Below are 16,296 nucleotides of genomic sequence, written 5' to 3' on the forward strand. Positions count from 1 at the left end.
GCTTCGCGCTATCGATACTCCGGCAGTTTCGAGCCGAAATTCGCGAACGGATGCCGTCAGCTGGCTTCCGCAGGCACCCCGCGAGGAATCTCCAGCCACAATCGCACGGAGTCGCCCGGCTCGGCCGGATCGGTCGACGGACCGAGCGCAACGAGGGTGACAGCCACGTCGGTGTCTGACGGCGCCGTTCGGATGATCATCTTGGTCGCCTCAGTGCGGTCGACGGCGTCGGCAACGGCGTCGAGCGCTCGGCTGAGCTCGGCCTCGGGCAGGTCGTCGATCGTGCCCTCGTCGAGCAAAGACACGGTCGTGCCACGGCGGCGGGCAGCGAGCACGCTCTCGCGCACCCGGTCGTTGAGCAGCCGTCGCCCACGGATCTCGTCGCGTAGTCCGGCTTCGAGCACCCGGCTCTCGACACGCTGCTCTTCGCTCAGCTCACCTCCGGACAGGATGATCTCGCGCAACATCGGCAGCGCCCGCACCGCTGTCTGATCGAGCCGGCGGCGACGTTCGCCCTGGTGCGCGTCCTGCGCGGCCTGCCACTTGGCTGCCTCGCGCTCGGCGACCGCGAGATTCTCGGCGTCACGCGACACCTTCACAAGTGAGCGCGTGAGCACACTGGCGATGATGACCCACATCAGGCTTCCTGTGATGCCGATCTGCACACTCGTCCCAAGGCCGCACCACAGGATCGACTGCACGGTGAGGAAGATGACACCAACCCAGCCGACGAGTTCCTGCCGGCGCACGACGGCAATGGTCATGAGCGTGCCGATCGCGGCGACGTGCCAGGTGGCGTAGCCGTTGTTCACAAGCGGGTCGAGTTCGCTCGTCACGAGAACGGGCACGCTGACGGCCGTTCCGAGGTTGAACGCGGCCAGCCAACCGGGCATCGCGGTCGGGCTCGTCGGCCACAGGCTCAGCACCGTCGCCGCCAGGTACAACGCCATGGCCACAAGGCTCGGCCACGGGGAACCGGCCTGACCGAGCGTCATGATGCCACGAACGACGTGGTAGATCGAGAACGCTGCGGCGAGGGCGAGCATGACCCAGCGGTTGAGGGAGATCACGACCGGGCACCTTCCGACGCCCGCGCTTCCGCCGGTGTCCAGCGGATGCTGATCGTCGTTCCCTGCCCGGGTTCTGAATCAAGCTCGACGGTTCCTCCGACCGCAACGACGCGTTCGATGATCGACACCCGCAATCCGAGCCGGTTGGGTTCCACAGCCAGACGGTCGAAACCCACACCGTCGTCGCTCACTTCGATGGACACGCCGTCTGAGTCACAGGCGGTGACGGTGATCGTCCGATTGATTTGCGCCGTGGCATCCGCCCCACCAGCATGCTGGGCACTGTTGGCCATCGCCTGCGTCGCGGCCAGGTAGAGGTTCTGTGCGACCGGGTACGGAATGACGACGTCCGAGTCCGGGGCGACCGCGATCTCGAAGGTCGTGTCGAGCGCCGCGGCGTACAGGTCGAGCCCGGAGACCAGCCTCTGCAGGGTGGCGGTCTCCGCCCCGTCTGCTCGCGGCTCGTCCAGGGCTGCGAGGCGCTTGATCGCATCGCTGGCCATCGAGACGGCGAGCGCTGCGGCCTCTGGGCGGCGGGCGCGGTCGGCGGCTTGCAGCGAGGCAAGCACCGTGTCGTGCACGAGGGCGTCGACCTCGATGCGCTCGACCTCACGCGCGTGCTGGCGGATCGCGTCGTCATACCGCTCGAACGCCGCTGCCCTCGCCGCGTCGACCTGGCTTGCCGCGTGGCGGAAGGTCATCAGCAGGGCGAAAATGACGAGCCCGATCATCGATCCGTAAAGCGCGTTCTGCAGCGCGATGTCTCCGCGCACCAGTCGCCCGGCGTCGTCCATCACCCCTGTGATGCCGTACACGGTCGGTGTCACGAGAATGTACGCAACAGCGAGCGCTGGTTTGAACGCCTGCGCCGCCGATGCGCAAGCGATGGCGCAGAGGTACCAAGTCCAGGGCTCGTCAACACCTGCGGCGTCTGCGCCTCCCGTGGCGAGCGGCCAGAGCAGAATGCCGACGAGGTAGACGATCGCGAAGACAATGTTTGCGATCCGCTGCGCCCGAGGGTTGAACCAAAGCGCGATCACGATTCCGAGCATCCCAAGGAGCGCCGCGATGTACAGGGCACCGAGCGCGCCTGGCACCCTGATCCCTGATCCGATCGCGATGCTCAGCGTCTGCGCGCCGAAGACCAGGCCGATGATGCCGATCGATGTGGCGATCAGCCGTTCGATGCGGGCGACGCTGAATCGTGCATCGGTTGTGGTGCGGCTGAGGGTCGATCTGTCGAGGCCGTCGAGCACCGCTCCCCGAGGAACCGGAGAGAACAACGGCCCCGGTCGAGGAGTGACGTCAGCTGTCATCGCCGGTGTTGAGCTCGGGCAGGATGCCGTCTTCGACAGCCCTGCGCAACAGGTCGACCTTGGTCGGGGCCGGCCGGCCGAGGTCCACGTACTTGCCGCGGATCCGATCGAGGTATTCCTTCACTGTCGACTGCGCAATGCCGAGCTGCACAGCGACGTCCTTCATGGGCAGGCCAGATGCGTACAGGTGCAGCACGTCTCGCTCGCGCCTGCCCAGCTGTGCCCGCGAGAAGTCACCGTCTGCGTCGATCGCACTCGCCCATTCCAGGTTGTTGAGTGCCTCACCACTTGCGACCGTCTCGATAGCCGCAACGACAGCATCCGTCGGAGCGGATTTCGGAATCACGCCAGCCGCCCCCGCGGCGAGCGCTTCACGAACGGATGCCACACGGTCGGCAATCGAATGGATCAGGACGGCCGACCCTGACCCGTGCACCGCTCGAACGTTGTCGGTGATGTTGCTGCCATCCCCCAGGTTCAGGTCAAGAACGACAACGTCGCACGGCACACCGTCGGCCTGCTCGAGGAACTCCTCCACCGTTGACGCGCTGTGTGCGACCGTGTGACCGGCGGACTCGCACACGGCACGCAGGCCCATTCGAACGGACTCGTGATCGTCAATAACAGCTATGCGCACCACTGGGCCAATCGTAGAAGGAAACCGAATTCCGGTGGATTGAGTTTAGTCCCGCGTGAGCAGGGCAACCGACTCGATGTGGTGGGTGTGCGGGAACAGGTCGAATGCCCGCAGCGAGGTAAGCGAGTATCCGAGCGGAGCGAACAGGCCGATGTCGCGTGCGAGCGCCACCGGGTCGCATGCCACATAGACGAGCTGGGCCGGTCGCAGCTCGGCGAGGCTCGCCACAACTTCCTTGCCGGCACCCGAGCGTGGCGGGTCGAGAACAACGGTTGCGGCTTCGAGCCTCGACCGGTCGGCGGCACTCGAGTTGGCGACGAGGCCACGGAGGTAGGCGTCGACCCGAGCGGTGATGCTCTGCGCGCCGATCCAGTCTGAGAGGTTCTCGCTGGCGTGGTCGGTGGCGCGGGCCGACGACTCGACGCTCGTGATGCGGGTGGTGCTGCCGAACTTGTCGCCGATCGCGGCGGCGAGCAGGCCGACACCTCCATAGAGGTCAAGGTTTGCGGCGCGCGGGTCGAAGAGCGCCTCATCGACGGTGGACTGAACGACCTCGGTCAGCAGTTGCGCTGCCGAACGGTGCACCTGCCAGAATCCACCCTCATCGAGGGAGAACTCGCGGTCACCGACCCGTTCGACGATGGTCTGCTCGCGGCGGTGGGCAACGCTCGTGCCCTTCTTGACCGGCTCACGCACGACGATGCGTGCGCTGTCCGTGCTGCTCGGCGCGATGATGTCCACCGATTCAGCGCCTTTGAACTGCTGGTCAAGCGGCGCAGCGGATGCCACGGCGTCTGTCGCGAGCGGAAGGTCACCAACCGGAATCACCCGGTGCGAGCGGGCGGCGTACGGGCCGACGTTTCCGTCGGCGTCAACGTGCAGGCTGACGCGGGTGCGCCAGGCCAGGCCCTCACGCTCATCGTCGCCCGGTGCTGACTCGACCTGAACGTCGCTCTCGACGCCGGCGAACCGCTGCAACGAGTCGGCGAGCACTTGGCGCTTGAGTTCACGCTGGTGGCCGAGCTCGATGTGACCGAACTCGGCGCCCCCGGCGCGATCAGCGGGGTCGACGTCGATCGACGACGAGGCCCAGACGTGGGACTGGCGGTGCGGCGACGCGTCGAGCACCTCGACGGTCTCGGCACGCCAGAAGCTTTTCTTGGAACTCTCGGTGATCCGGGCGCGAACCCGCTCACCTGGGAGGGTGTCTGCGACAAAAACCACTCGGCCCTCAAGCCGGGCTACGAACACACCACCGTGGGCTACGTTTGTTATCTCAAGCTCGACATCTGCTGGGGTATTCGTCTGTGCATTCACCTATGAATCGTCCCACGGATGAACACGCCCCGCACACTCGCACGCGTGCCGTGCGCCCTCACACCGCTGGAGTTGCCTTGCAGCTGTACCTCGCGTCCACCTCCCCCGCCCGGCTGATGCTGCTGCGGCAGAGCGGCATCGAACCGGTGATCGTTCCGAGCGATGTGGACGAAGACGCCGCTGTGAACGCTGCCTCGGTAAACGGTCCGCTCTCCCCCGAGCACACCGTGCAGCTGCTGGCCCGGGCGAAGGCCGAGTCGGTCGCTGCGGAGCACCCCGAGTTCGACGGGCTGATCCTCGGCGGTGACTCCGTGTTTGTGGTCGACGGCGTGATCTACGGCAAGCCGCACACCCCTGAGGCCGCTCGCGAACGCTGGCTGGCCCAGCGCGGATCAACCGGCCGACTCTACTCGGGGCACTGGCTGATCGAGCAGCGCCCAGGCGCTGAGCCGCGCGCTGTCGGGGCGCTGGCGCACGCGGACGTCACATTCGCCGACGACATCACCGACTCCGAACTCGACGCGTACATCGCCACGGGCGAACCGCTCTTCGTCGCTGGCGCCTTCACCATCGACAGCCTGGGCGCCGCGTTCATCGACCGAATCAGCGGCGATCCCTCAACAGTGGTCGGCCTGTCGCTGCCGACCCTGCGACGCCTGGTGCGCGAACTCGGTCACGACTGGCCGTCGTTGTGGAACCGAAACGGTGCGCTGTAGGACCTGCCAGCCGATGGCATCCGCTCGTTTGTAGAATTCCACACGTTGTAGGCATCGCCAGTGCTTTGACGTGCATTTTTGTGTGCACCGACCAAATCCAATGCGCGCTGGGGTCCTAGGCTAAGGAACTGTGTCGCGTATAACGAAGGTTCTCATTGCAAACAGGGGCGAAATCGCCGTCCGAGTGATTCGTGCAGCGCGCGACAGCGGGATCGGCTCTGTCGCCGTCTACGCCGACCAGGACCGTGACTCCCTGCACGTGCGGCTTGCCGACGAGGCATACGCGCTCGACGGCTCGACGAGTGCGGACACCTACCTGGTCATCGAGAAGATCCTCTCCATTGCTCGCCGGTCTGGCGCGGACGCCATCCACCCTGGCTACGGCTTCCTGGCCGAAAACGCCGACTTCGCCCGCGCGGTAGTCGGTGCCGGCATCACCTGGATTGGCCCGTCACCCGAGGCGATCGAACAGCTCGGTGACAAGGTGTCGGCCCGCCACGTGGCGCAGAAGGTCGGCGCCCCGCTCGCCCCAGGCACGCTCAACCCGGTGTCCGGTGCCGACGAGGTGCTCGCCTTTGTCGAGGAGCACGGCCTGCCTGTCGCCATCAAGGCGGCGTTCGGCGGCGGCGGTCGCGGCCTCAAGGTCGCCCGTGAACTTTCCGAGGTTTCCGACGCATTCGAGTCGGCGACCCGCGAGGCCATCGCCGCATTCGGGCGCGGCGAGTGCTTCGTCGAGAAGTACCTCGACCAGCCCCGCCACGTCGAGACCCAGTGCCTTGCCGACATGCACGGCAACGTGGTTGTCGTCTCCACCCGCGACTGCTCGCTGCAGCGCAGGCACCAGAAACTCGTCGAAGAAGCCCCGGCACCGTTCCTCAGCGATGAGCAGAACGACCTGCTCTACAGCGCATCGAAGGCCATCCTCAAGGAGGTCGGCTACGTCGGTGCCGGCACCTGCGAGTTCCTCATCGGCAAGGACGGCACCGTCTCCTTCCTCGAGGTGAATACGCGCCTGCAGGTGGAGCACCCGGTCTCCGAGGAGATCACAGGCATCGACCTCGTGCGCGAGCAGTTCCGTCTGGCTGAGGGCGGCACCCTCGACTACGACGACCCGAAGCCGCAGGGGCACTCGATCGAGTTCCGCATCAACGGTGAAGACCCCGGACGGAACTTCCTTCCACAGCCGGGCCCCATCCACGTGTTCAAGACATTCGGTGGCCCGGGCATCCGCCTCGACTCGGGTGTCACGGCCGGTGACGAGATCTCCGGCGCGTTCGACTCGCTGCTCGGCAAGATCATCGTCACGGGCAAGGACCGCACCGAGGCGCTCGAGCGCTCCAGGCGTGCGCTCGACGAGTTCGAGGTCTCTGGCCTTCCCACGGTCATCCCGTTCCACCGCAAGATCGTGCGCGACCCGGCATTCACCGCCGACAACGGCCACTTCGGCGTGTACACCCGCTGGATCGAAACCGAGTTCGTCAACGACATCGAGCCGTGGAACGGTGAAGCCGACGCCCCAAAGCCGACGGCAGGCCGCCACAACGTTGTTGTCGAGGTCGAAGGCAAGCGCATCGAGGTCAGCCTCCCAACGAGCCTCCTCCCCGCCGCTGCCGGCAGCCGCCAGCTCACCGCAGCACCGCGTCGCCACGGCGGCACCGGAACTGTGTCGAGCGCCACGGGCAACTCGGTCGCTTCTCCCATGCAGGCCACGATCATCAAGCTCGCCGTCGAGGACGGCCAGCGCGTCGTGAAGGGTGACCTCGTCGTTGTGCTCGAGGCCATGAAGATGGAGCAGCCCATCACCGCCCACAAGGACGGCACGATCGGTGACATCAGCGCGACGGTTGGCGCCACGGTGTCGAGCGGGCACCAGCTGCTCACCATCACCGACTAGCCGTCAGGCACTTTTGTTCAGAAGCCGGTTCCGCGCGGGACCGGCTTCTGTCGTTAACGCGGCGTCGCAGAAACGCCCGCGCCCTTGCTCCGTCACGAACGGTCGAACCAACCGTGCCCCGTCACGAACGGTCGAACCGACCCGGTGCTCCGTCACAACCGGTCGCGATCGGGCTCAGAATCCAGCCGATCGTGACCGAGCGACTTACCCGCAGCCGTTCGCGACCACGCCCGGTGTCGCGCGCGCCCTCACGAAGGGGCGAGCGCGGACCTAGTGCACGTAGGGCAGGCCTTCGACCCGTCGGTCACCCTGCTCGTTCAACGCGGGTCAGCGCCGACCTCAGCTCCAATCGAGCTGGCTGCCCGTTCGAGAACGAATATGCCGAGCCATGACGTTGCGAATGCACTCAGAAACACCACGGGAATCCAGTCCTGAGCTCCGAGACGGACCATCAGCATCGAAGCACCCAGATGGCCCAGAGCCACAGCGCCGAAGACCACCGCAGCGGCGACCGCGCGTGGTTCCCAGGTCACGCCGGCAACCATGCCGATCTGCATGCGCCGGAGCTCAGCAAAGGTCGTAATCATCACGCATCCGAGCGCTGCTACGAAGAACATCTGAGTAGCGTCACCCAAGCCCGGAACGACCGCGAGCGTCGCGAGCGTCGCCGCGTTCGCAGGGAAGTACCACCAGTCGGCTGATCGGGATCCAGGACGCACGCGAGCGGGGTCGTCGTCAGGCGCAGTCATTTTCTCGACCGCCGAAGCCGTCTCGCGTTGGCGCAGCGGAGTGAGATTTCCTGGCCAGCCGCTACGGTCACTTTCCATGGTGCCAAGACAAACAGCTGCTGACCACCACGTCAAGCAACGTACCAGCAGCCGTTCGTGACCACGCCCGGTGTCGCGCGCACCCTCAGGAGGAGTCGCGTACCTTGTGCTCCGTTAGAAACGGGTCGAACCAACCCCTTGCTCCGTCACGAACGGTCGAACCAACCCGTTGCTCCGTCACGAACGGTCGAACCCACGCTTTACTCCGTCACAAACGGTCGAGCTTGGCTCCGGAATCCAGCCAATCCCGACCGAGCAAGGTGCCAACAACCGTTCGCGACCGAGCAACCGGGGTCAGCAGCCTTTGACGACCGTGCGTGGGCGAGCGTGGCGGCCCGCCAGCGCGAAACCCGTGCGCTCGTGGGCGAGCGTGGACCCGCCACTCGAAACCCGTGCGCTCGTGGACGATGCGCACAGCCTGCGCAGCAAAAAGCGTCTCCCACCGCACGGGGACCATCTCAGCGCGCGCACTCGTCCAGCGACTCATCGACATCGCGGTCGAACAACGCCTCTGACCAGTCAATGAGAACGGGGAGAAACTTCGATTTCGGCTGCAGGACGCGCAGGTGGTTGTAACCGGCGTATTCCTCCGAGCGCACTTGCTCACCGTTCGCGCATTGCTGGGCGACGAAGTCGCGCTGAAACGACGTCGGCAGCACTTCATCTTCTGCGCCCCAAGCCACCAGCAGCGGTGTGCCGAACGGGCCGGTGGCGGCGTTCTCCTGCAACCGGCGCCCCAACGCGCCGTCGGTAAGGTCGCCGACAAACAAAGGTCGATCAACCCCAACGCCGAGAGCGGTGAGAACTGACACCAGCACCCCGGGTTCGGTCGGGCATCGCTGTGTCATTTCCCGCACCAGCAGGCGACCACTGGTTGCAACATGGTCGCGCAAGTCCACATCCCAGTACGTCTCTGTGTACGGCACGAGCACCCAGGAAATCAGCAACGTCAGCTGGGGCGACGCAGCCCCTCGGGTGAACTCGGCACCGAGTGCGTATGGATCAGCAGCGGGCGCAAGCGCTGCGGTGCCGAGGATATTCAAGCCGGGAGTGTACTCCTCGGCAATCTGCGTCGTCCACAGGGCGGCGTGTCCGCCTTGCGAGTGGCCCCACACGAGCGTGTCCGGTGACAGCACCAGGTCGTCGTCGAGCTCTGCAGCTGCCAGCACACCATCCAGAGATGAGCGAGCCTCCCCCGCGCCGATCAGGTAGGGGAAATCCCCGGGGGCGCCCTGCCCGGAATAGTCGGATGCGATGACAACCCACCCGCGCTCCAGTGCTTCCTCCACGGCGGGAATGTCCCACTCTGTCGCCGCTTTACCCCGCAAACTCGGCGCGCAAGCTTGCGCGACCCCTGTGGTGCCGTGGTTCCAGATGACGACCGGCCGGGGCCCGGGTGGCGGGTCGACTGGGCGAATGACCAGGCCGCTCGCAACGGCATCCGCACCGTTCGCGTCCCGCGTCGTATAGAGGATGCGTTGCACAGTGCCGCCCTCGGGAATTTCACCGGTGTAGTCGTCCGAGCGGATCAACTGCCCGTGCCCATCGGGCAGATCGGCCGGCGGGTAGTAAAACGCGTCGACCACGATCGCACCGCCGGCGAGCCAATCGTTGACCCACCATCCCGCGGAGGCGGTGATCACGAGCGTGAGCGCCAGGAGACCGCGCCCGCAGTCGGCAAGCAGGGTGCGTCGGCGACGTGACTTCATCGGAGGTTGCTGCTCGGCAAGCGGGCGGGTCGCACGTGCCCACTCCTGACCGCCGCGAACCAGAAGGCCGACCCCGAATACGACGGTTCGCACACCAAAGACGACGGCCACAACAAGTAACGTGGCGTCCGGCCAGGTCAACGACAGGAACCCGAACACCATCTGGGCACCGCCCCAGCAGGCGGCGAGCACACGCTGGCTGATTCGACCACGGGTCACCACGTCGCCGAAGGATGCCAGACCGCCGACCACGAGCAGCAGTGCGAGCGCCCGCGGCAGCAGTTCGAGGCTGCGGCCGAGCCAGATCAGCACCACCACACCGCCGAGCACCCACAGCACCGCGAGCGGCCACCGCCACCAGCGGGGCGGCCAGCCGTCTGACACGAGGGTGGCGACGCCGGCCACGACGGCGCTGACACCCACATAAATACCCAGCAGCAACAACGACGTGAGCGGACGGAACACGATCAGCGCGCCGAGGACGACCACAACGACACCGGCGGCCAGAATCACGGCCGGCGGCGCGGACGCGAGCAACCGCGGCAGGGCACTGAGGTGCCAGCCGCGCCACCGAGCGGGTACCCGAGCGGTCACCCGCCGAAAAAGATTGTTTCGACTGGCCATCGCAGAGCTCCCGTCAGGACAACGAGCTAGTGGACGATGTGCATCGCCTTCGCCGCATCCGTGATGCTTCCGGACAGCGACGGGTACACGGCGAACGCCCGCGCGATCTCGTCGACGTTGAGCCTGTGCTCAACAGCAATGGCCAGCGGGAAGATCAGCTCGCTCGCCTTCGGCCCAACGATCACACCACCGATGACGGTGCCACTTCCGGTGCGGGCGAACAGCTTCACGAAGCCGTCCTTGATGCCCTGCATCTTCGCGCGCGGGTTCCGCGACAGCGGCAGCTTGTAGATCTCGCCCTGCGCGAGGCCCTCTTCGATCTGCTTCTGCGTCCAGCCGACGGTAGCGATCTCGGGCTGGGTGAAGATGTTGGCCGCAACGTTGCGCAACTCGGTCGGGTTCACGGCGTCGCCCATCGCGTGGAAGATCGCCGATCGACCCTGCATTGAAGCGACGGATGCCAGTGGCATGAAATTCGTGCAGTCGCCAGCCGCGTAGATGTTCGGGATCGACGTCCGCGCGACCCGGTTCACCCGGATGTGACCGGACTCGGTCATCTGAACCCCGGCTTCTTCGAGGCCGATGCCCGCCGTGTTCGGAACGGCGCCGACCGCCATCAGGCAGTGGCTGCCCTCGACCGTGCGACCGTCGGACAGGGTGACGAGAACGCCGTCGGCTGTACGCACGACGCTCTGCGCCCGCGACTTGTTCAGCACGGTCATGCCGTTGCGCTTGAAGACCTTCTCGATCACGGCGGCCGCGTCGGCGTCTTCCCCAGGCAGAACCTGGTCGCGGCTCGAGATCAGGGTGACCTCTGAGCCGAGCGCCCGGTACGCCGACGCGAACTCGGCGCCGGTGACACCCGAGCCGACAACGATGAGGTGCTCGGGGTTGGACTTGAGGTTGTAGAGCTGCGTCCAGCTGAGGATGCGCTCACCGTCGGGCATGGCCGACTCCAGCTGGCGCGGGCTTCCGCCGACCGACACAACGATGGTGTCCGCCTCAATCCGGTCGAAGTCGGTCCCACGACCGCCGCCGTCGGTGGAGACGATGATGGCGTCGCGCCCGTCGAGTCGACCGTCGCCGGACACGATGCGAACGCCGGCCTGCTCAAGGTTCGCGCGCATGTCCTCAGACTGCTGGCGGGCGAGGCTGAGCAGGCGCTTGTTCACGGCTGCCAGGTTGACGGTGACCTCGGGCTTCACGGCCTTGCCTGCGTCGTTGCGGTTGAAGAACTGCACACCGAGTTCGGTCGCGCTGCGCACCGCGTTGGTGGCCTCTGCCGTTGCAATCAGGCTCTTCGACGGAACAACGTCGGTGATAACAGCGGCGCCACCGACGCCCTGGCGTTCGATCAGGGTGACCTCTGCTCCGAGCTGGGCTCCGGCCATCGCGGCGTCATATCCGCCCGGGCCGCCCCCGAGTACAGCGATCCGTTGTTTGCGCTCGAACTCGTAGGTCATTGCCCCATTCTCTCAGGTGATGGATGCTCAGCCAAAACCCGCGATCCGCATGGTGGCGCGCAAAAACGCAGCCCCAACTGCAACGAATGCTCACCTGCGCGCGTGCCACGTGGCATCCGCCTGATTTCATCGTGATTGAAGCAGCGGCGAATAAGATGGCGGAATGTCAGAAACCACAGTGAACCCGCTCGACGACCCGAGCGCGAACCCCTTCGACGTCGCCGCAACGGCCGCAGCGGAAATCGCCGTAGCGACGGGCGTCGCCCAGCACGACATCGCCCTGACCCTGGGCTCAGGCTGGGGAAAAGCCGCCGACCTGCTCGGTGAGACGGTCGCAACGATCCCCGCCGACGAGATCACGGGCTTCTCGAAGCCGGCGCTCGACGGTCACGTCGGCACGCTGCGCTCGATCCTGCTGGAGAACGGCAAGCGCGCGCTCGTCATCGGCGCACGCACCCACTACTACGAAGGACACGGCGTTCGCCGGGTTGTGCACAGCGTCCGCACCGCTGCAGCCACTGGCGCGACCACCATGATCCTCACCAACGGCGCTGGCGGCATCAAGGACACCTGGTCGCCCGGCACCCCCGTGCTGATCAGCGACCACATCAACCTCACCGCGGACTCCCCACTCGAGGGCGCGACGTTCGTCGACCTCACCGACCTGTACTCGTCCGGTCTCCGCGAGCTGGCACGCAGTGTCGACGCGAGCCTCGACGAGGGCGTCTACTGCCAGTTCCGCGGCCCGCACTACGAAACCCCTGCCGAAGTGCAGATGGCGAAGACGATCGGCGGCCACATCGTCGGCATGTCCACGGCGCTCGAGGCGATCGCCGCACGCCAGGCCGGCATGGAGATCCTCGGCATGTCACTCATCACCAATCTCGCCGCAGGCATTCAGAAGACGCCGCTCAGCCACGAAGAAGTCATCGAGGCCGGCCGCAACGCCGAGCACCGCATCTCCGGCCTGCTCGCCAGGATTGTGGCGGCGATCTAATGGCTGACATCGAAACAACGGATGCCACGGGCACCGACACCCAGGACGTCTTCCGTGTCGCACGCGCCTGGCTCGCGCAGGACCCCGATGCAGAGACCCGTGCCGAGCTTGAGGCACTGATCGTCTCAGCCGAGGGCGGATCAGACGAGGCACTCGCCGAACTGCACGACCGGTTCGACACCCGGCTCGCGTTCGGCACAGCCGGGCTCCGCGGTCGGATCGAAGCCGGGTCAGCCCGGATGAACCGTGTGCTCGTCTCGCAGGCCGCCGCGGGACTCGCCGCGTACCTGCTCGAGCGTGAGCAGAAGCCCAGTGTCGTCATCGGGTACGACGGCCGCAAGAACTCCGCGGTTTTCGCACGCGACACCGCTGAGATCATGGCGGGCGCTGGCGTTCGCGCCGTACTCCTCCCCCGTCTGCTGCCCACCCCGGTGCTGGCGTTCGCCGTCCGGCACCTCGATGTGTCGGCCGGTGTCATGGTCACGGCGAGCCACAACCCGCCGGCAGACAACGGCTACAAGGTGTACCTCGGTGGTGAACACGAGGGCTCGCAGATCGTGTCGCCGTCCGACGCTGAGATCGCCGCTCACATCACCCGGGTTGCCGCTGAGCAGAACGTACTCGAGCTGCCACGCAGCGACACCTTCGAGACGGCCGGCGAGGACCTCCTCGACGCCTACGTCGCCGAGACCGCGAAGGTGATGACCGCGAAGCCCGTCGACCTGAACGTCGTCTATACGGCCATGCACGGCGTCGGTTGGGAAACCTTCTCCCGGGTCGCCGAAGCGGCAGGGCTCGCCACGATCACCCCCGTCGAGGAGCAGCAGCACCCCGACGCCGCGTTCCCGACCGTGTCGTTCCCCAACCCGGAGGAGCCGGGCGCCCTCGACCTGGCCTACGCGAAGGCCCGCGAGGTCGGCGCAGAACTCATCGTCGCCAACGACCCCGACGCCGACCGGCTCTCCATTGCGATCCCCGATCCCTCGAACGACGAGGGTTACCGCCAGCTCTCGGGCAACGAGGTCGGCTGGCTCCTCGGCTGGCGCGCTGCCGTGATTCACGCCGAGCAGTCGGCTCCGGGCGGAGCGCTGGCCTGCTCAATCGTGTCGTCCCCCGCCCTCGCCGCCGTTGCGCGTGAGTACGACCTCGACTTCGTCGAAACGCTCACCGGCTTCAAGTGGGTCTCCCGGGTTCCGAACCTGCTCTTCGGTTACGAAGAAGCCCTCGGCTACCTGGTCAACCCGACGACGGTGCGCGACAAGGACGGCATCTCGGCCGCGACCGATTTCCTGTCCATGGTCTGCTTCCTCAGAGAGCAGGGTGTCACCGTCGAACGTGCGCTCGAGGCGTTCGCCGAGAAGTTCGGCTACTTCGCAAGCGACCAGCTCTCGCTGCGGGTCACCGACCTCGGCGACATCGCGAAGATCATGGCGCACCTTCGCGCCGAACCGCTGCAGCAGCTCGGCGGCGTGAAAGTGAACGAGATCGACGACCTCATCGACGGCTTCGGCAGCCTCCCGGCGACCGACGCACTCCGGTTTGTGCTCGCCGACGGTTCACGTGTGATGGCGCGGCCATCGGGCACAGAGCCGAAGATCAAGTTCTATCTCGACGTGCAGCGGCCGAACGAGAAGCGGGATGAAGCATCCGTCGTTCTCGCGGCAATCAAGGCAGAACTCGCCGAGATCGCGGCACGCGTCACTGCCTGACCGAGCGGGGCTCGGCGGGACGCTTCAACCGAGTGCCTTGTCGAGCTTCCGTTCGAGCTCCTCGAGATCGAAGTAGTTCTCGATCACAACGATGTCGGCAAAGGTTTTGCCGATCTTGTCGACGAGCTCGGGTGAGGTGAGAATGACCTGCGCCTGCGCTGCCGATGTGGCGATGCTTGCAATATCGGATGCCGTCACCTCGGCATCAATACCCAGCCGGTTGAGAACCCGCTCGGCGTTGACCTTGAGAATGCCCGAGGTGCCGACGCCGGCTCCACAGATAGCGACGATTTTCATGCTGCTGCCTCTCCTGTCGCACCGAGCACGGCGCGCACGGCGTCTGGGGTGGTCGCAGCGGCGACCGCCGGGATTGCTGACGCATCGTTGAACACATTGGCCAGCGCGGCGACACTTGTCACGTGGCTCTCCGGTGTCGTCACGGCCAGCCCCAGGATGACGCTCACCGGATCGTTGTGCGGGTGCCCGAACGCAACAGGGGTCGCGAGCGTGACGACAGCCAGTCCCTCGCGGCGCACATCGGCGCCCGGGCGCGCGTGCGCAAGGGCGAGGCCGGGCGCGATGACAATGTACGCACCGAACTCTTCGACCACCTCGATCATGCGATCGGTGTACCCGGGTTCGGCCACCCCGCTTTCCACCAGTGCCGCACCGGCAAGCCGGATCGCCTCACGCCAGTTCGACGCGTCCTGTGAGAGGGCGATGGCGGAGTCGGGCAGTGGAGGCAGTGTCATCGTGAGCTCTTTTGTTCAGCGGACATTCGTTCGGGCGGAACCAGTCTCAGGCTACCGGCACAAGCTGAAGAAAGGGTTCGATGTGCGGCTCGCGTGGGCGAGAAATGTCAGACCCGCGCCGCCTCGAAACCGGCCGCGATGATCTCGCCGAGTTCCTCGCGGTCTTCAAGAGGAAGGAAGGCTGCAGCCGCGGCGTTCTGCTGGAAGACCTCGAGGTCGTCGAGGTCGTAAGCGAAGGCATCCGTCAACAGGCTGAGTTCGCGGGTGAGGCTGGTTCCGCTCATGGTGCGGTTGTCGACGTTGACCGTGTTGCGGAAGCCGAGCTGGTAGAGCAGGTCGAATGGGTGGTCGACCAGGTCGGTGCCCCACTGCGCGATCGCGCCGGTCTGCAGGTTCGACGACGGGCTGAGCTCGAGTGCGATCTCGCGGTCCTTGACCCACTGGGCGATCGGGCCGAGTGAGACGTAGATCCCCTCGTCGTCGCTGCGCTCGACGGTGATGTCCTCGGCGAGGCGCACACCGTGGCCGAGACGCAGGGCGCGCCCGTCGAAGAGGGCGCTGTTGATGGAGTCGAGGCCGTCGGCTTCGCCGGCGTGCACGGTGACCGGGAAGTGCTCCTTGGCCAGGAAGTCGAATGCGAGGCGGTGACGGCTGGCCGGGAAACCGGCTTCGGCTCCGGCGATGTCGAATCCGACGACGCCGCGGTCGCGGTGCCGAACGGCGAGCTCGGCGATCTCGAGGCCGCGGTCGGCGTGACGCATTGCCGTGATCAGCTGCCCGATCTGGATGCTGTTTCCGGCGCGCTCGGCGTCGTCGATGGCCTGCTCGATGCCCTCCTGCACGGCCTCGACTGTCGCATCGAGGGTGAGTCCGCGGCTCAGGTGCTGCTCGGGCGCCCAGCGAATCTCGCCGTAGACCACGCCGTCAGCGACGAGGTCCTCGACGAACTCGCGGGCGATGCGGGTGAGGCCCTCCGGCGTCTGCATGACAGCGGTGGAGAGGTCGAAGGTCTTGAGGTAGTCGACGAGATTGCCTGCGTCACACTGGGTGAGGAACCACTCAGCCAGCCTGTCGGCGTTCGATTCGGGAACGTCGTAGCCGATGGCATCCGCAAGTTCAATAATCGTCTGCGGGCGGACGCCCCCATCGAGGTGGTCGTGGAGCGAAACCTTGGGGAGGCTCGCGATGTCGACGCCGCGGGGAAGCTGGTACTCGTTCGCTGAATTCACCCGACCAGACTACCGCGCTAGCCGGTCGCCCACACC

At 66.2% G+C, this 16,296-nt stretch carries 14 protein-coding genes; 4 read left to right on the forward strand and 10 right to left on the reverse strand.

What is annotated here, in order from left to right; all coding sequences use genetic code 11:
- Positions 1–56: 56 nt before the first annotated feature.
- From D9V28_RS11110 to D9V28_RS11125, 4 genes are read right to left on the reverse strand one after another with little or no spacing between them, the layout of a single operon-like run.
- On the reverse strand, positions 57–1,070 hold the full coding sequence (locus tag D9V28_RS11110; protein ID WP_121659815.1) for a hypothetical protein: 1,014 nt from the start codon (positions 1,068–1,070) through the stop codon (positions 57–59).
- Positions 1,067–2,386, reverse strand: a complete 1,320-nt coding sequence (locus D9V28_RS11115) for a sensor histidine kinase (protein ID WP_121659816.1) — start codon at positions 2,384–2,386, stop codon at positions 1,067–1,069. Before D9V28_RS11115 ends, D9V28_RS11110 begins: the two co-directional genes overlap by 4 nt.
- Positions 2,376–3,026 carry a response regulator transcription factor gene (locus tag D9V28_RS11120; protein ID WP_121659817.1) on the reverse strand — a complete coding sequence of 217 codons (651 nt, stop codon included), beginning with the start codon at positions 3,024–3,026 and terminating at the stop codon, positions 2,376–2,378. The genes D9V28_RS11115 and D9V28_RS11120 overlap by 11 nt, the downstream gene beginning before the upstream one ends.
- 42 nt (positions 3,027–3,068) lie before the next feature.
- The gene (locus D9V28_RS11125; protein ID WP_121659818.1) at positions 3,069–4,340 is read right to left on the reverse strand and encodes a class I SAM-dependent RNA methyltransferase; all 1,272 of its coding nucleotides are present in this window, start codon (positions 4,338–4,340) and stop codon (positions 3,069–3,071) included.
- A 77-nt stretch (positions 4,341–4,417) separates the two neighbouring features.
- On the opposite strand from D9V28_RS11125, the gene D9V28_RS11130 reads away from it, so the two are divergent.
- Both D9V28_RS11130 and D9V28_RS11135 read left to right on the forward strand, forming a co-directional pair.
- Positions 4,418–5,056 (forward strand): Maf family protein, encoded by a 639-nt coding sequence (locus D9V28_RS11130; protein WP_268234437.1) that lies wholly within the window; start codon positions 4,418–4,420, stop codon positions 5,054–5,056.
- Positions 5,057–5,186: 130 nt separating this feature from the next.
- Positions 5,187–6,950, forward strand: coding sequence for an acetyl/propionyl/methylcrotonyl-CoA carboxylase subunit alpha (locus D9V28_RS11135; RefSeq protein WP_121659820.1), 1,764 nt, complete (start codon positions 5,187–5,189; stop codon positions 6,948–6,950).
- A 317-nt stretch (positions 6,951–7,267) separates the two neighbouring features.
- Here D9V28_RS11135 and D9V28_RS11140 read toward each other — a convergent pair whose 3' ends face one another.
- From D9V28_RS11140 to D9V28_RS11155, 3 genes are all read right to left on the reverse strand, one after another.
- On the reverse strand, positions 7,268–7,699 hold the full coding sequence (locus D9V28_RS11140; protein ID WP_121659821.1) for a hypothetical protein: 432 nt from the start codon (positions 7,697–7,699) through the stop codon (positions 7,268–7,270).
- Positions 7,700–8,235: 536 nt separating this feature from the next.
- The gene (locus tag D9V28_RS11150) at positions 8,236–10,110 is read right to left on the reverse strand and encodes a lipase family protein (protein ID WP_121659823.1); all 1,875 of its coding nucleotides are present in this window, start codon (positions 10,108–10,110) and stop codon (positions 8,236–8,238) included.
- A gap of 26 nt (positions 10,111–10,136) precedes the next feature.
- Positions 10,137–11,573: an NAD(P)H-quinone dehydrogenase gene (locus D9V28_RS11155; RefSeq protein WP_121659824.1), complete on the reverse strand. Its 1,437-nt coding sequence runs from the start codon at positions 11,571–11,573 to the stop codon at positions 10,137–10,139.
- Between the two features lie 163 nt (positions 11,574–11,736).
- Here D9V28_RS11155 and D9V28_RS11160 point away from each other — a divergent pair, with 163 nt between their 5' ends.
- Both D9V28_RS11160 and D9V28_RS11165 read left to right on the forward strand, forming a co-directional pair.
- Positions 11,737–12,570: a purine-nucleoside phosphorylase gene (locus D9V28_RS11160; protein WP_121659825.1), complete on the forward strand. Its 834-nt coding sequence runs from the start codon at positions 11,737–11,739 to the stop codon at positions 12,568–12,570.
- Entirely contained in the window at positions 12,570–14,279 is a 1,710-nt protein-coding gene (locus D9V28_RS11165) for a phospho-sugar mutase (protein WP_121659826.1), read from the forward strand. Before D9V28_RS11160 ends, D9V28_RS11165 begins: the two co-directional genes overlap by 1 nt.
- A 24-nt stretch (positions 14,280–14,303) precedes the next feature.
- On the opposite strand, the gene D9V28_RS11170 is transcribed toward D9V28_RS11165, so the two are convergent.
- The 3 genes from D9V28_RS11170 to D9V28_RS11180 all read right to left on the reverse strand — a co-directional run bounded on the left by D9V28_RS11170 (position 14,304) and on the right by D9V28_RS11180 (position 16,260).
- A complete protein-coding gene (locus tag D9V28_RS11170) occupies positions 14,304–14,576 on the reverse strand; it encodes a PTS sugar transporter subunit IIB (RefSeq protein ID WP_121659827.1) in 273 nt (90 codons plus the stop codon).
- Positions 14,573–15,031 carry a PTS sugar transporter subunit IIA gene (locus D9V28_RS11175; RefSeq protein WP_121659828.1) on the reverse strand — a complete coding sequence of 153 codons (459 nt, stop codon included), beginning with the start codon at positions 15,029–15,031 and terminating at the stop codon, positions 14,573–14,575. The genes D9V28_RS11170 and D9V28_RS11175 overlap by 4 nt, the downstream gene beginning before the upstream one ends.
- Before the next feature lie 107 nt (positions 15,032–15,138).
- The gene (locus tag D9V28_RS11180; RefSeq protein WP_121659829.1) at positions 15,139–16,260 is read right to left on the reverse strand and encodes an adenosine deaminase; all 1,122 of its coding nucleotides are present in this window, start codon (positions 16,258–16,260) and stop codon (positions 15,139–15,141) included.
- Positions 16,261–16,296 lie beyond the last annotated feature (36 nt).

Origin of the sequence: Mycetocola zhadangensis, from assembly GCF_003668565.1 — a bacterium.
GTDB classification, from domain to species: Bacteria; Actinomycetota; Actinomycetes; order Actinomycetales; family Microbacteriaceae; genus Mycetocola_A; species Mycetocola_A zhadangensis.

Excerpts from the sequence above, each read along its gene's own strand:
- D9V28_RS11115 (WP_121659816.1), bottom strand. The coding sequence starts at position 2,386 with ATGACAGCTGACGTCACTCCTCGACCGGGGCCGTTGTTCTCTCCGGTT.
- D9V28_RS11140 (WP_121659821.1), bottom strand. The coding sequence starts at position 7,699 with ATGACTGCGCCTGACGACGACCCCGCTCGCGTGCGTCCTGGATCCCGA.
- D9V28_RS11150 (WP_121659823.1), bottom strand. The coding sequence starts at position 10,110 with ATGGCCAGTCGAAACAATCTTTTTCGGCGGGTGACCGCTCGGGTACCC.
- D9V28_RS11155 (WP_121659824.1), bottom strand. The coding sequence starts at position 11,573 with ATGACCTACGAGTTCGAGCGCAAACAACGGATCGCTGTACTCGGGGGC.
- D9V28_RS11160 (WP_121659825.1), top strand. The coding sequence starts at position 11,737 with ATGTCAGAAACCACAGTGAACCCGCTCGACGACCCGAGCGCGAACCCC.
- D9V28_RS11165 (WP_121659826.1), top strand. The coding sequence starts at position 12,570 with ATGGCTGACATCGAAACAACGGATGCCACGGGCACCGACACCCAGGAC.
- D9V28_RS11170 (WP_121659827.1), bottom strand. The coding sequence starts at position 14,576 with ATGAAAATCGTCGCTATCTGTGGAGCCGGCGTCGGCACCTCGGGCATT.
- D9V28_RS11175 (WP_121659828.1), bottom strand. The coding sequence starts at position 15,031 with ATGACACTGCCTCCACTGCCCGACTCCGCCATCGCCCTCTCACAGGAC.